The organism is Agrobacterium sp. T29 (assembly GCF_006970545.1).
In the GTDB taxonomy this organism is placed as follows: domain Bacteria; phylum Pseudomonadota; class Alphaproteobacteria; order Rhizobiales; family Rhizobiaceae; genus Agrobacterium; species Agrobacterium leguminum.
On sequence record NZ_CP040641.1, the window covers coordinates 274,879 to 289,931 of the forward strand.

General features: G+C 60.1%; 14 protein-coding genes and 1 riboswitch. Of the genes, 12 read left to right on the plus strand and 2 right to left on the minus strand.

Annotated elements, in window-relative coordinates; translation table 11 throughout:
• The 6 genes from FGF54_RS16250 (at position 1) to FGF54_RS16275 (ending at position 7,406) form a co-directional block, all read left to right on the plus strand.
• Entirely contained in the window at positions 1-705 is a 705-nt protein-coding gene (locus tag FGF54_RS16250) for a GntR family transcriptional regulator (protein ID WP_142780420.1), read from the plus strand.
• Positions 706-1,040: 335 nt separating this feature from the next.
• Complete coding sequence (locus FGF54_RS16255) at positions 1,041-2,117, plus strand: ABC transporter ATP-binding protein (RefSeq protein WP_142780421.1); 1,077 nt, start codon at positions 1,041-1,043, stop codon at positions 2,115-2,117.
• 52 nt (positions 2,118-2,169) lie between these two features.
• Positions 2,170-3,420, plus strand: coding sequence for an ABC transporter substrate-binding protein (locus tag FGF54_RS16260; protein WP_142780422.1), 1,251 nt, complete (start codon positions 2,170-2,172; stop codon positions 3,418-3,420).
• 208 nt (positions 3,421-3,628) lie between these two features.
• Positions 3,629-4,540, plus strand: coding sequence for a carbohydrate ABC transporter permease (locus FGF54_RS16265; protein ID WP_168208238.1), 912 nt, complete (start codon positions 3,629-3,631; stop codon positions 4,538-4,540).
• A gap of 4 nt (positions 4,541-4,544) precedes the next feature.
• Positions 4,545-5,399, plus strand: coding sequence for a carbohydrate ABC transporter permease (locus FGF54_RS16270; RefSeq protein WP_003519886.1), 855 nt, complete (start codon positions 4,545-4,547; stop codon positions 5,397-5,399).
• Positions 5,400-5,411: 12 nt separating this feature from the next.
• Complete coding sequence (locus FGF54_RS16275) at positions 5,412-7,406, plus strand: alpha-glucosidase (protein WP_142780423.1); 1,995 nt, start codon at positions 5,412-5,414, stop codon at positions 7,404-7,406.
• 22 nt (positions 7,407-7,428) lie between these two features.
• Here the strand turns inward: FGF54_RS16275 and FGF54_RS16280 are convergent, their stop codons facing one another.
• Positions 7,429-8,718, minus strand: coding sequence for a pilus assembly protein TadG-related protein (locus tag FGF54_RS16280; protein WP_142780424.1), 1,290 nt, complete (start codon positions 8,716-8,718; stop codon positions 7,429-7,431).
• 219 nt (positions 8,719-8,937) lie between these two features.
• A riboswitch (TPP riboswitch) is annotated at positions 8,938-9,040 on the plus strand.
• Positions 9,041-9,164: 124 nt separating this feature from the next.
• On the opposite strand from FGF54_RS16280, the gene FGF54_RS16285 reads away from it, so the two are divergent.
• Genes FGF54_RS16285 through thiD form a run of 5 tightly spaced genes read left to right on the plus strand, consistent with a single transcriptional unit; the run spans position 9,165 to position 13,077 of the window.
• A complete protein-coding gene (locus tag FGF54_RS16285) occupies positions 9,165-9,950 on the plus strand; it encodes an ABC transporter permease (RefSeq protein WP_142780425.1) in 786 nt (261 codons plus the stop codon).
• Positions 9,947-10,897 carry an ABC transporter substrate-binding protein gene (locus FGF54_RS16290; protein WP_168208156.1) on the plus strand — a complete coding sequence of 317 codons (951 nt, stop codon included), beginning with the start codon at positions 9,947-9,949 and terminating at the stop codon, positions 10,895-10,897. Before FGF54_RS16285 ends, FGF54_RS16290 begins: the two co-directional genes overlap by 4 nt.
• Positions 10,894-11,634, plus strand: a complete 741-nt coding sequence (locus FGF54_RS16295) for a hydroxyethylthiazole kinase (protein ID WP_142780426.1) — start codon at positions 10,894-10,896, stop codon at positions 11,632-11,634. The genes FGF54_RS16290 and FGF54_RS16295 overlap by 4 nt, the downstream gene beginning before the upstream one ends.
• A complete protein-coding gene (gene thiE / locus FGF54_RS16300) occupies positions 11,621-12,283 on the plus strand; it encodes a thiamine phosphate synthase (RefSeq protein WP_142780427.1) in 663 nt (220 codons plus the stop codon). Before FGF54_RS16295 ends, thiE begins: the two co-directional genes overlap by 14 nt.
• Entirely contained in the window at positions 12,280-13,077 is a 798-nt protein-coding gene (thiD, locus tag FGF54_RS16305) for a bifunctional hydroxymethylpyrimidine kinase/phosphomethylpyrimidine kinase (RefSeq protein WP_142780428.1), read from the plus strand. The genes thiE and thiD overlap by 4 nt, the downstream gene beginning before the upstream one ends.
• Before the next feature lie 219 nt (positions 13,078-13,296).
• Here thiD and FGF54_RS16315 read toward each other — a convergent pair whose 3' ends face one another.
• Positions 13,297-13,755: an Lrp/AsnC family transcriptional regulator gene (locus FGF54_RS16315; protein WP_046800773.1), complete on the minus strand. Its 459-nt coding sequence runs from the start codon at positions 13,753-13,755 to the stop codon at positions 13,297-13,299.
• A gap of 127 nt (positions 13,756-13,882) precedes the next feature.
• Between FGF54_RS16315 and alr the strand changes: the two genes are divergently transcribed.
• A complete protein-coding gene (alr, locus tag FGF54_RS16320) occupies positions 13,883-15,049 on the plus strand; it encodes an alanine racemase (protein WP_142780429.1) in 1,167 nt (388 codons plus the stop codon).
• Positions 15,050-15,053: the final 4 nt, after the last annotated feature.

Genomic DNA, 15,053 nt, shown 5'->3' on the forward strand with positions numbered 1-15,053 from the left:
ATGAAACACACTGGCGGCAGCCTGCCAATGTATATGCAGATCGCGGAAATGCTGGTGCGCGAAGTGGCCGCGGGTCGGCTGATCGATGGCGAGAAGCTCGCGCCGGAGCGCGATATGGCGGCCGATCTCGGCATCGCCGTTGGCACGTTGCGCAAGTCGCTCGCCGAATTGCAGGAGCGCGGCCTGCTGGAGCGGGTGCAGGGCTCAGGCAATTACATTCGCGCCGTCAGCGATCCGCAAAGCGTCTACGCCTTCTTCCGGCTTGAACTGATCGAGGGCGGCGGCCTGCCGACGGCGGAAGTTCTGGATGTGGCGCGTCTTGCCAAGCCCGCCGACCTGCCCGCTTTCGGCACATCGACCGAAGGACACAGGATTCGCCGCCTGCGGCGCATTGCCGGCAAACCGGCAGCCATCGAAGAAATCTGGCTGGACGGTTCTTACGTCGACACTATCGCCATCGAGAACATGTCGGAATCCCTTTATCTCTATTATCGCACCCGCCTCAACCTCTGGATATCGAAGGCGGAGGATCGCATCGATCTCAGCGAAGTACCGGAATGGGCGCCCGAGGTCTTCGGTCAGAAATCAGGCGCGCTGGTGCCGCGGGTGTTGCGTCTTAGCCAGGCGCAGGATGGTGCGGTGGCCGAAGTTTCATGGACCTGGTTCGATCATAGCGTTGCACGATACGTTTCCCGCATACGTTGAGACTGCACAAAATTCGCGTGTTCCAGATCGGCAGAGAAATTTGACGGGAGGCAAGCAAGCAGCGGCCTGTCTTGCAGGCTGTTTTGCGACTATATTTCTTTAAATCAATGACTTAATAGTTTTTGATTTCTGTCAGAAATAAAATTGATACACTATTGATTTCCTTTTTTTGAAAGGTAATATCACGTCCTCAGGGAGACAGGCGTTTCGCCATCCCACGATATCGCCAGACAATCGGGATCGATTTTCGACGATGCGATGCGTGGAACTTGAAGGTTGATACCGGCAATGGCGTCCATCCGAATTCTGGACGCGCCGGTCGTGAGGAGGAAAATATGGCTTCGGTCAGCCTGCGCAAGCTGGACAAGAGTTACGGTGCGCTTCGCATCGTCAAGGGCATAGACCTTGAAATCAACGATGGCGAATTCGTCGTGTTCGTCGGCCCTTCCGGCTGCGGCAAATCGACAACGTTGCGCATGGTCGCCGGGCTTGAAAGCATTACCGGCGGCGAAGTGAAGATCGGCGACCGCGTCGTCAACCGGCTGCCGCCGCGCGAGCGCGACATAGCCATGGTGTTTCAGGACTATGCGCTTTATCCGCACAAGACCGTGCGCGAAAACATGGGTTTCAGCCTGAAGGTGCGCGGTGTCAGCGCATCGCAGGCCAATGCCAGCATCGACGAGGCGGCGAAGATGCTCGGCATCGAGCACCTTCTTGACCGCAGGCCCGGCCAGCTTTCCGGCGGCCAGCGCCAGCGCGTGGCCATGGGCCGCGCCATCGTGCGCCGCCCGCAGGTGTTTCTGTTCGACGAACCGCTTTCCAACCTCGACGCCAAGCTGCGCGGGCAGGTGCGCACGGAAATCAAGCGGCTGCACCAGCAGCTCGGCACGACCATCATCTACGTTACCCATGACCAGGTGGAGGCCATGACGCTGGCCGACCGTATCGTCATCCTGCGCGGCGGCGATATCGAGCAGGTCGGCACGCCGGACGAGGTCTATAACCGTCCGGAAAGCGTCTTCGTGGGCGGTTTCGTCGGCGCGCCGGCGATGAATTTCGCCCGCGCAAAGGTGAGCGGCGACCGGCTGGCATTTTCCGACGGCAACTCCCTGCCGATGGCAGCCATCCGGCCATCCCGCGAAACGGGGCTTGACGGGCGCGAAGTCATCGTCGGCATTCGTCCGGAACATTTCGGCCCCGTCGAGGGCTTCGACACGCAGCTTGCGGTCAAGGTGCAGGTGGTGGAGCCGCTCGGCTCGGACACGCTCGTCCATTTCAGCCTTGGCGATGCGGCGCTGACCGCACGCATGCCGCCGCATCTGCGGCCTGCGCCGAATGAGGAACTGAAGATCGGCGTCGATCCGTCCAAGGTCCATCTTTTCGACGCCGCGACGGAACGCTCGATTCACTGATTGCCGGGCGAAGAGACGCTGCGGCCAACAGGTTTAATAATGGGAGGAACACATGACATTTAAAACCATCAAGGGCAAAGCCCTCATGGGTGCCGCGCTCTGCGCAACCATGCTCGCCTTTTCGGGACAGGCCTTTGCCGACGCCGAACTGAAAATCTTCGTTTCCAGCCAGCATCAGCCCGATGTCTGGCGCAAGGCGCTGGATCAATATGAGGCGAAAACGCCGGGCGTGAAGGTTGTCATCGAAACCGGCGGCAACACCTCGGAAATGCAGGCGCAATATCTCAACACCGTGATGTCGGCCAAGGATTCGAGCCTTGACGTGCTGATGCTCGACGTCATCCGCCCCGCGCAATTCGCCACCGCCGGCTGGACCAGCGATTTCTCCGGCAAGGACATGTCCGCCTATCTGCCGACCTATGCCGAAGCCAACACCGTGGACGGCAAGATCGTGGCGCTGCCCGCCTTCGCCGACTCCATGTTCCTTTATTACCGCAAGGACCTGTTGGACAAATACGGCATTCAGCCGCCAACCACCTGGGACGAGCTGAAGGAAGCATCCAAGAAGGTGATGGAGGGTGAAAAGAACCCCGAGCTTCAGGGCCTGTCCTTCCAGGGCAAGGCGATCGAGGGTGCGGTCTGCACCTTCCTGCTGCCCTATTGGAGCGAAGGCAAGTCGCTGGTCGAAAACGGCAAGCTGAATTTCGACAATAAGGCTGCCGTGGATTCGCTGAAGCTCTGGAAGAGCTTTGTCGACGAAGGCATTTCCAAGAAGAATATTTCGGAAGTCGCGACCGACGACACCCGCAAGGAATTCCAGGCCGGAAAGGTGCTCTTCGCCGTCAACTGGTCCTATGCCTGGACCCATTTCCAGGGCAAGGAATCGCAGGTGAACGAAAAGGTCGGCGTCGCCCGCCTGCCGGCCGTCAAGGGCGGCGAGCAGACGACCTGCCTCGGCGGCTGGGAATTCGGCGTTTCCGCCTATTCCAAGCAGCAGGAGGAAGCCAAGAAGCTGGTGGAATATCTCTCCGGTCAGGATGTTTCGAAGTTCATGGCCATCAACGCCGCGCTTCTGCCCACCTATGCCGCTCTCTACAAGGATGCGGATGTGACAAAGGCGATCCCGTGGTTCGCGGATGCCCTGCCCGTGGTTGAAACCGCCAAGGCCCGCCCCGTAACGCCGCGTTACAACGAGGTCAGCGAGACGATCCGCACCACCGTCAACGGTGTGCTTGCCGGCGTCATGACGCCGGAGGATGGCGCAAAGCAGATGGAAAGCCGTCTGCGGCGCGTTCTGCGCTAAGCTTTGGGCCGGAAAGCGGCATGCCTGCCATGCCCTTTCCGGCCGGAAAGCGGCATGCCTGCCATGCCCTTTCCGGCCGCTTCGACTGACAGGAATAAAGCCGCCTGAAGGGCGCGATAAACGGGCCGGATAAGAACCGGTCCGATCGGGAGACGACGACGTGAATCCAGTTGCGGGAGTGGCAGACGTGACAATGCCGGAAAGAACCATGGTTCGGGTGGACGAGAAACCGCAGCCGCGCTGGACGCGGTGGCTCGATCTCGGCGACCGGCCGCTGGCCGTGCTTCTGCTGGCGCCGGCGGCGATCCTGCTGTCGCTCATCATCGTCTATCCGGTGGCGCGGCTCGTCTACACCTCGTTTTTCAGCCTTTCGCTGACATCGGGCCTGCCAGCGGAATTCATCGGCTTTGAAAACTACACGGCGATGTTCGACGACCCGATCTTCTGGGAAACGACCAGGAATACGGTTCTGATAACGCTGATCACCGTGCCCGGCGCGCTCATCATGGGCCTTGGCCTCGCACTGCTCGCCAACCTGCCTTTTTCCATGCAGTGGCCGATGCGGCTTTCGCTGCTGATCCCCTGGGCGCTGCCGCTGTCCTTCGCCGGCCTCATCTTCGCATGGTTCTTCCATTACGAATATGGCGTCGTCAACGATGTGCTCAACCGTTTCGGCTTCGAAGGCATCATCTGGTTCAATTCGCCGAACTGGGCCTTTGCGGCCATCTGCCTGACGATCATCTGGAAGACATCCTCCTTCATGGCGCTGATGATCCTTGCCGGCCTGCAGACCATTCCACGTTCGCTCTACGAGGCGGCGGATGTGGATGGCGCCGGCAAAATCCGGCAGTTCTTCGAAATCACCCTGCCGCTTCTCAAACCCTCGATTGTCGTCGCGCTCATCTTCCGCACGATCACGGCGCTGCAGACCTTTGATATTCCTTACATGATGACCGGCGGCGGCCCCGGCACATCCACCACCACGCTTGCCATGTATATCCACCAGAACACCGTTTCCTTCCTCGATCTCGGTTACGGTTCGGCCCTGGCGGTCATGATGTTTGCCCTCTCCATGTGCATTACCGCCGTTTATCTCCGCATCATCAGGACGAAGGACTGATCCCATGAGCACCGTTGCGAATTCCGGTCTGTCCTCCTTCTTTTCCGGCAAGCCGCTACGCTTCATCGCGGCCTCCATTCTTCTGGTCAACGGCCTGTTTCCGGCGATCTGGATCCTTTTCACCTCGCTGAAGACCGAAGCGGAACTGACGGTCAAGCCGATCACCTGGTTTCCGCACGCGCCGACGCTGGCCAATTACATGCAGGCCTTTTCCGACCAGCCGCTGCATCTCTTCCTGTTCAACAGTTTCATGGTGGCGCTGCTTTCGACCGCGCTCACCATCCTGATTTCGGTGCTGGCCGCCTACGCGCTGGCGCGGCTGAACCTCAAATATCGCGCGCTGATCCTCTCGCTCATCATCGCCGTCTCCACCTTCCCGCTGGTGACGCTGCTGGTGCCGCTGTTCGAAATCATGCGGGCGCTGAACCTGCTCAACAGCTGGACGGCGCTTATCCTGCCCTACACGGTGCTTTCGCTGCCGGTCTGCACGCTGATGCTGGTCTCCTTCTTCGAAAGCATTCCGCGCGATCTCGAAAACGCCGCCATGATCGACGGATGCACCCGCATCGGCGCGCTGTTCAAGGTCGTCGTGCCACTCTGCGCGCCGGGCGTCTTCACCGCCGGCATCCTTGCCTTCGTGAATGCCTGGGATGAGTTCCTGCTGGCGCTGTCCTTCAATTCCAATCCGGCGCTCCGCACGCTTCCCGTTGGCATCCAGCTTTATCAGGGTGAATTCGCCTTCCCCTGGCCGGTCATTTCGGCAGCGCTGGTGGTTGGCATCGTGCCGGTCGCGATCCTGATCGTCATCTTTCAGGAACGGGTCGTCTCCGGCCTCACCGCCGGCGGTCTCAAGGGCTAAACAGGTACAGTCATGCATTTCGAAACGACCAAAGACGGCTTCACGCTCGCGATAGGCAATCGCACCATACTTTCCCATTCATCCGAAAACCCGGCCTTCTTCGCCGGTTTCGGCAAGGAGCGAATGGATATGTATCGCGGCAATTTCGATATCGAGGACTACCTTATCGAACGAACCGCCCTGCGCCACGCCGAGGTCAGCGGCGACAGCGTCACGCTCTCATCCGCGCAGGGACAGGCACCGCGCCTTCGCCTGACGCTCGACGGCAATGCGATGCGGCTCACCGCACTGGATGAGACCATCAACCGCCTCTGGCTGCGCGTCGTGGCGGAAACGGATGAGCATGTCTGGGGCGGCGGCGAGCAGATGTCCTATTTCGACATGCGCGGCCGGCATTTCCCGCTCTGGACCTCCGAGCCGGGGGTCGGCCGCGACAAGACCACCGAAATCACCTTCAAGTCCGATGTCAGCGGCAAGGCGGGCGGTGATTATTACAACACCAACTACCCGCAGCCGACTTACCTGTCGTCGCGCAGATACGCCCTCCATGTGGAGACAAGCGCCTATTCGGTGTTCGATTTCCGCAACGGCGATTTCCATGAGATCGAAATCTGGGCCATCCCCGAAAAGATCGAATTCTTCACCGGCGATCATTTCACCGATATAGTTTCCGCCCTGTCGCTGCGGTTCGGACGCCAGCCGGAACTGCCGGAATGGATCTATGGCGGCGCGATCATCGGATTAAAGGACGGCGTCAACTCCTTTGCGCGGCTGGAGAAAATCCGTGCGGCTGGAACGAAGGTGTCCGGCCTGTGGTGCGAAGACTGGGTGGGTCTGCGCCAGACATCCTTCGGCGCGCGCCTGTTCTGGGACTGGCAGGCGAATGATACGCGTTATCCGCATCTGCGCCAGAAGATCGCCGAGCTTGCCGATCAGGGCATCCGTTTCCTGGGTTATGTGAACCCCTATCTCTGCGTCGATGGCCCGCTGTTCCCGGTGGCCGAAAAAGCCGGCTATTTCGCCACCGACGCCGAGGGCAAGACGGCGCTGGTGGATTTCGGCGAGTTCGATTGCGGCGTGGTCGATTTCACCAATCCGGCTGCGGCCGACTGGTTTGCCGAGGAGATCATCGGCAGGAACATGCTCGATTTCGGCCTTTCCGGCTGGATGGCCGATTTCGGTGAATATCTGCCGATCGACATCACGCTTTCCAATGGCGTCGACGCCAAGCTGATGCACAATGCCTGGCCAACGCTCTGGGCCGAGGTCAACGCCAAGGCCGTCGAAAGTCGCGGCAAGACCGGCGAAGCGCTGTTCTTCATGCGCGCCGGCTTCACCGGTGTACAGGCCCATTGCCCGCTCATCTGGGGCGGCGACCAGTCGGTCGATTTCTCCCGTCACGACGGTCTGGTCACCGTCATCTGCGGGGCGCTCTCCTCCGGCCTCATGGGCAATGCCTATCACCATTCCGATATTGGCGGTTACACCAGCCTGTTCGGCAATGTCAGAACCGCAGAGCTCATCATGCGCTGGACGGAGATGGCCGCCTTCACGCCGGTCATGCGTACCCATGAGGGCAACCGGCCGCGCGACAATCTCCAGATCGATCAGGATGAGGCGGTTCTTGCCCATTTCGCCCGCATGACATCCATCTATGTCGCGCTGGCCCCTTATCTGAAATCGCTCTCGGCGGAAGCGGCCAGGACGGGCCTGCCAGTACAGCGTCCGCTCTTCCTGCACTACGAGAATGATCGGCGGACCTATATCATTCAGGACTGCTATCTCTACGGGGCGGACATGCTTGTCGCACCCGTCTGGAAAGCGGGCGAAACGCAACGCTCGCTTTATCTTCCGGGCGACGGTGAATGGGTGCACCTGTGGAGCGGCGCGCATTATCCCGGCGGACAGGACGTCATCGTCGAAGCGCCGCTCGGCGAGCCGGCGGTGTTCTATCGTGCCGATAGCAGCCATCGTTCGCTGTTTGAACAGCTTCGCACCATCGGCTGAACTAGTGGGTTCGTCCCTGCCATCACCCCGTCAGGCGGGGTGATGTGATGGCCTTTTTGAAAAGGGCGGTCATCGCATCGCTGATGCCCTGCGATGGGCTGACTTCGAAGAACAGGCCCGGCGAAGCGCATTGCTGCATACGTGCGCCGATTTCCGGCTGAAAGGGCGCGATCCAGCTATTGTACCAGCCATTGGTCGGCAGCGGCAGATAGGTGGTATAAAGCACGGCGATGCGAAAACCCTTTTCCTTCAGCTTCGTGCAATATTTGATATCGATCGGTTCCTGACAGCGGCCGCTGGTCGTTTTTTTGGTACAGGAGGATGGCTTGTAGCTGTCGCCGACGCCATCTGACACGAAGAAGACGATCTTCTCCGGGCTCGCCGAACTCGCACCGGTGCCCGAAGAGCCGATCCTGTCTCCAATCTGGGTCAGCGCCCGGTCGAAGTCGGTCTGCTGGTCGTTATTATAGCCCTGATAGGGAATGGACATCAGATCTATTTCGCCCGCTTTTTTCTTCGCGGTCGCCAGATCCGAGGTCAGGGGAACGACTTCGAGCAGCTTCGTGTCTTCCGCCTTCTCTCCGAAGGTATAGACCGCCATGCGATATTGATTGCTGCTTTTCCGCGTGGACTTTGCCGTATCCATCAGGCTTGCCGTGGCCTGCGCCACCACATTGATGCGCGTCGTGACCCCGAGGCTTTTGGCTTTGTAGTAATAGCTGTTTGTATCGACCACCCCGTTTTTCACGATGTGACAGGCGAAAGCACATTTGTCGCTCGTATTGGCAACCATGGTAGCAACGTCGGTCGGCGTCGCGCCGACACCCATCGAGGGGGTGTTATCCAGCAGGACATAGAAGTCGCTGAATGTTTCCGTCTCGTATTTGGCGGTCGCCTTGCCCGAAACGGTAATGAGATCCCCTCCGAGTATCCGTGAAAGCGTCGTGCCGACGGATGCCTTGAAGCTGACCGAGGATTCGATCGCGTTACCCTTCTTGATCACCGACACATCAAGAGACAGGAGCTTATAATCGGGATTGGCCCGCTCATTGCTTTCAAAGAATGCGGACGCTTCATCAGTGCCAAGCGAAATGACACCGTCGCCCGACATTTCCTTTGCTTTGTGAACGCTCGACGACGTATCGGCAACCACAGCAAGCGCCGCAGCATCCGCCGCCATCTGCAGGTCCGATTTGACGGCCATGCCATGCGTCACATCAAGGGCCACGCCGGCCGCCCCAATCAGCGGCACCATCAACAGGGCGCTGAGAATGCCGAAATTTCCCGATTTATCCTGCCAGATGTTCTTCAAATTCGCCCCCGGAACTTTTCCCCGGAGCGAAAGTTAGCCGAATAATATTGAAAGGCAGTTTCAAGAGATAACTAATTTTCGATAAATCTAATTTCCTCAATAACTAATACACCAATGGGAGATGCGCATCAGCGCAAACCCGTTCAGGCATTGACGATCACGCCTGACGACGGATCGCCGGCGGGACGTTGACATTTATGAAACTTGACCTACAAAACAAACTCTTCCGAGGGGAGCACCGAACGGTGCTGAGATGGCGATGAGCTGGACCCTTGAACCTGATCCGGGTCATGCCGGCGTAGGAACGGAACTGTCGCGCCAAGAGGCGCTGCCCTTTCTCTTCTCCGCTTTGCCTGATCTCCGGGATTGTCATATCTGGAGACGAATGATGATGCTGAAACCTCCCGCCCTTCGCACACGGTGCGTCTGCGTCTGAGGTCCGGCTCATGCGTGCCACCCATGCGCTGAACGGTGTCGGTCTTCTGCTGGTTTTCTGGCAAGCGGGTACATGGCTGTTTTCGCCGCCCCGCTATATCCTGCCATCGCCCGCCGATGTCGCTGGCGCTTTCTGGCGCCAGCCCGGCTTCCTGTTCGGGCAGGCACTGGTAACGCTTGGTGAAATGGCGCTCGGGCTTGCGGCGGGCATCGCCGCCGGCATTCTCGTCGCTTTCACGATTGCCGCCATCCCGCGCCTCGGCCGCCTTGTCTGGCCGATAGTTCTGGTGTTGCAGGCCTTCCCGGTCTTCGTGCTCGCCCCCATCCTCGTCCTCTGGTTCGGTTTCGGCATGGCTTCGAAAGTGGTCATGACGGCGATCATCATCTTCTTCCCCGTTGCCTCCGCTTTCACTGACGGGCTCAACCGCACCGATCGCGCCATCCTCGATGCCGCCTCGCTGACTGAGGCGAGCCACTGGCAGATCCTCACCCGGTTGCGTGTGCCGCTGGCGTTGCCCTCGCTGATTTCAGGCCTGAGGGTGGCGGCGCCACTCGCCCCGCTCGGCGCCGTCATCGGCGAATGGGTGGGCGCATCGGCCGGGCTTGGGTTTGTGATGATCCAGTCCAATGCCCGCATGCAGACCGACACCATGTTCGCCGCCATGGCCATTCTCGCCGTCATGGCTGTGCTGCTGCGGCTCATCGTAGATCGGGCGACCGCCAATCTGGCCCCCTGGGCCAAGGAAACAGAACACACCATTCCTTTCAGATCTTTACGGAGACTTTCGGCACCATGAAACGAACTCTTCTTTCCCTCGTCGTCGCGGCAGCAAGCGTGCTTTCACCGATGCAATCGCATGCGGCCGACAAGCTGACCGTGTTGCTCGAATGGTTCGTGAACCCCGATCATGCGCCGATGGTGATCGCCAAGGAACGCGGCCTGTTTGCCGATGCAGGGCTGGAGGTGGAACTGGTTCCGCCCGCAGACCCCTCCGCCGTGCCGCGTCTCGTCTCGGCCAAACAGGCCGATATCGGCGTGCACTACCAGCCGAACCTCTATCTCGATCACGATGCCGGCCTGCCGCTCGTGCGTTTCGGCACGCTGGTCGAAACCCCGCTCAACACCGTCACCGTTCTGGCCGATGGCCCGATCAAGAACCTGAAAGACCTGAAGGGCAAGAAGGTCGGTTTTTCCGTTTCCGGCTTTGAAGATGCGATGCTGAAGCGCATGCTGGAAAAGGACGGCCTTACGAAGGATGATATCGAACTCATCAATGTCAATTTTTCGCTCTCGCCGTCACTGATCGCCGGCAAGGTGGATGCCACGCTGGGCGGCTTCCGCAATTTCGAGCTGACGCAGATGAAGCTCGAGGGACATGAAGGCCGCTCCTTCTTTCCGGAGGAACACGGCGTGCCGGCCTATGACGAACTGATCTTCGTCACCCATCGCGATCTCGCAAAAGACAGCCGCCTGCCGCGTTTCCTCTCCGCCGTGGAGCAGGCTGCGATCTTCATCACCAACCACCCGCAGGAATCCTGGCAGCTTTTCATCAAGGCCTATCCGAACCTTGACGATGCGCTGAACAAGCAGGCCTTCTTCGACACGCTGCCGCGCTTCGCCAAGCGCCCGGCCGCACTTGATCGCACCCGCTATGCCCGTTTTGGCGCTTTCATGCAGGAGATGCAGCTGATCAAGCAGGCGCCGGCAACGGACGACATCGCCGTGGAGCTGCAACAGCCATGACGACGAATTTCCCGACAGCGGCAAAGGCCGCCGAGATTCTGGAGCGGGTGCGCAAGACGCGCCCGCGCGTGCATTGCCTGATGAACACCGTGGTGCAGAAATTCACCGCAGACGGCATCACCGTCGTCGGCGGCATTCCCTCCATGACCACCTCGCTCGAGGAAATCGAGAGCTTCGTCACCAAGGCGGATGCGCTGACCGTCAATCTCGGCACACTGGATGCCGAGCGGCGCAAGGTCATCCGGCTGGCGATCGAAATCGCCAATGCATCCGGCAAGCCATGGATCGTCGACCCGGTGCATTGCGACTATTCGCCGTCGCGGCTGGAATTCGCGCGCGAACTCATCGCACTTTCCCCGACGATCGTGCGTGGCAATCACGCCGAGATGAGCCTGATAGGCGATGTGCTTGGCGTGGTCAGGATCGAGACCGGGCCTGTGGATCATCTCAGCGACACGACCCGCAGCGTCAGGATCGTCAACGGCCATCCGTGGATGGCGAAGGTGACGGGAACGGGGTGCCTTTCGGGCGGCGTCATCGCCGCCTTCATGGCTGTCGAAAGAGACGCACTGACGGCGGCGGCCTCCGCCCTTGCCGTCACCGGCGTTTCCGCCGAACTTGCGGCCAAGCACGCCAGAGGCCCCGGCACCTTCGAACCGGCGTTTCTGGATGCGCTTTCCGAAATTTCCGGTGAGGACATCACAAATCACGCGAGGATAGAGCATGAACAAGGTTGATTACCGCCTCAACGCGCTGGTCGATGCGAGCCTTGGCGATGTCGCGCCGCTGCCGGAGCTTGCTCTCGCCGCCGCACTGAACGGCGCGACCATTCTGCAATATCGCGACAAGCACGGCTCGACGCGCGAGATGATCGAAAACGCCCGCGCCATTCACGAGGCCATCGCCGGCACCGGCGTGCCGCTGGTCATCAACGACCGGGTGGATGTGGCCCTCGCCTCGGGCGCGGACGGGGTGCATCTCGGCGCCGACGACATGGACGCCAAAACCGCAAGGCGCATTCTCGGCGAAAAGGCGATCATCGGCCTCACCGTCAAGAACCGTCCCGATGCCGAACGGGCGGCCTCCATGCCCGCCGACTACGCCTGCATCGGCGGCGTGTTCGAAACCGTTTCCAAGATCAATCCGGACAAGCCGGTCGGTATCGACGGTTTTAGCACGCTGCGCGCCCTGCTGAAGGAGTGGAAACCGGATATGCCGGTCGGCGCTATCGCCGGCATCGATCTTGCCCGCGTGCCACCCGTCATTGCCGCCGGCGCGGATGGTGTGGCGATCATTTCCGCCATTTTCCGCGCGGGCGATATTGCCAGTGCAACCAAGGACTTCCGCTCCAAGATTGACGCGGCGCTGAAAGCGAGACAGCCATGACAGCCATTGCATTGACCATTGCCGGCTCCGACAGCGGCGGCGGCGCAGGTATTCAGGCGGATATCAAGACCTTCTCCGCGCTTGGCGCCTATGCCGCCAGCGTCATCACCGCCATAACCGCCCAGAACACCAAAGGCGTGACGGCGGTGGAGGATATTTCGGTCGCCACCATTATCGCGCAGATGGATGCGGTATTCTCCGATCTCGCCGTCAATGCGGTGAAGATCGGCATGGTCTCGCGGATCGAAACCATCGCCGCCATCGCGGAACGGCTTCGGCGGCAATCGCAGCCGGTGGTGCTGGACCCGGTCATGGTCGCGACCTCCGGTGACAGGCTGCTGCATGAAGACGCCATCGAGACATTGCGGCGCGACTTGCTGCCGCTCGCGACCATCGTTACGCCGAACCTGCCGGAAGCGGCGCTGCTGACCGGGACTTCGATTGCGAAGACGGAGACGGAGATCGCCCGCCAGGCCGAGCTGATCCTGAAGGCGGGCGCAAAAGCCGTGCTTATCAAGGGCGGCCATGGTGATGGGCCTGAGAGCACGGATTACCTGTTTGCGGATGGCGCCATGCAGGCGCTTTCCGCGCCGAGGGTGAAGACGAAGAACGACCACGGCACCGGTTGCACATTGGCGGCGGCGATTACGGCTCATCTTGCAAAGGGTTGCGAGTTGCGGGAGGCGGTTGGGCTTGCGAAGGACTATCTGAATGGGGCGCTCGATGCCGGGCGGGGGCTTGCCGTGGGGCATGGGCGGGGGCCGGTGCATCATTTTTATCGTTGGTGGGGTTAGCGATAAGAGGGCAGAATTTGCCGCTTTACCCCCCTCTGTCCTGCCGGACATCTCCCCCTCAAGGGGGGAGATCGGATGGAGTGACCGCTCGTTCCCTTGCAACCGTCTTACTATCTATAAACTGTCCTACTGAATATGGCGAGCAAGCCACTTGTCGATCTCCCCCCTTGAGGGGGAGATGTCCGGCAGGACAGAGGGGGGTAGCCGCGAACTCCGATGCTACTTCGCCTTCGGTGTCGCCAACACATTCCGGATCGCAAAACTCGAATGAATGCGCGAAACCCCCGGCAGCTTCGACAGTATCTCCTTGTGAATCCGCTCGAAATCCCCAGCACTTTCCGCCTCGCAGCGCAGGAAATAATCCGAACCGCCCGTCATCAGATAACATTCGCGGATTTCCGGATAGCGTCGCACCGCATTTTCAAAACGGTTGAGAAAATCCTCCGTCTGGCGGTCGAGCGTGATCTGCACGATAACCGAAATCACCTCGCCGCCGGCAAGGCCGCTCGTCAGCGCCGTATATCCCCTGATAATCCCTTCCCGCTCGAGAATATCGACCCGGCGAAGGCAGGCGGATGCGGAAAGCCCGACTTCTGCTGCGAGTTTCGCATTGCTGATGCGGGCATTGAGCCGAAGCAGGCGGATGATGTGGCGGTCGGTCGCATCGAGTGACGACATAGAAGATTCCAATCAGCAAAAGAAAATTGCGCCATTGCGAATTCTATCGCATTTTCTTCGAACAATCGCCAAGAAATTCGACAATCGTTGCAATACCCTCATGGGATAAAAATGAGGGTGAACGACCATGGACATGCAGATCAGCCGCCAGCAGGCCGCCGGTGGTGCAAGCGGCCATTTAACCATCGATCTCGGCGCATTGCGCGACAATTATCTGACCCTTGCGGCCATGGCGCCCGCATCGCAGACGGCAGCGGTCGTGAAGGCCGATGCCTATGGTCTCGGCGCGGATATCGTCTCACAGGTCCTGTTCGAGGCGGGTTGCCGCAATTTCTTCGTTGCCCATATCGATGAAGCCTTGGCGTTGCGACTGCGACTTTCGGCAGAAGCGCGGATTTTTGTTCTCAACGGGCTTCAGCCCGGCAATGAGACCTCCTGCGCCGCCATGGCCATCACCCCGGTTCTGAATTCGCTGGAGCAGATCGCCCAATGGTCGGCCCACGCCAAAAAGCTTGGCAAGACGCTCACCGCCGCCGTGCAGATCGATACCGGCATGTGCCGTCTCGGCCTTTCCCCCGAAGAGCTCGGAATCCTAGCCTCCCGGCCGCAATTGCTCGATGGCATCGACATCGCCTTCGTCATGAGCCACCTCGCCTGCGCCGACGAACCGGACCATGCCTCCAATGCCGCGCAGCTTGCGGTGATGCGCAAAGCCGCCATTGCCTTTCCTGAAGCGCCCGTCTGTTTTTCGAATTCCGGCGGCATCTTTCTGGGCAATGATTATCACAACCACCTGCTGCGCCCCGGCATCGCGCTTTATGGCGGCGCGCCCTCCGTTACACGCCCCAACCCGATGAAGCCGGTCGTTCGCCTCGATCTGGCCGTCATCCAGACCCGTACCGTTCCCGCCGGTTCGCTGGTCGGTTACGGCGGCTCCTTCGAAGCGGCCGGGCCCACGCGTCTGGCGACCATCGCCGCCGGTTACGCTGACGGTCTGCCGCGTTCGCTCAGCAATCGTGGCGCGACGTGGTATAACGGCGTGCGCTTGCCGATTGCGGGCCGCGTTTCCATGGACAGCATCATTCTCGACATATCCGCCCTGCCCGAGGGAACATTGACCCAGGGCAGCCTTGTGCAGATGATCGGTCCTGACCAGACACTGGAAGACATCGCCGAGGATGCGGGCACGATCGCCTATGAAATCCTGACCGGCCTCGGACGCCGCTATCGCCGTAATTATATTCAACCGGGAGAAACCCCGGCAGCCGCTTCAACATCAGTCAATCACAAGTGAGACG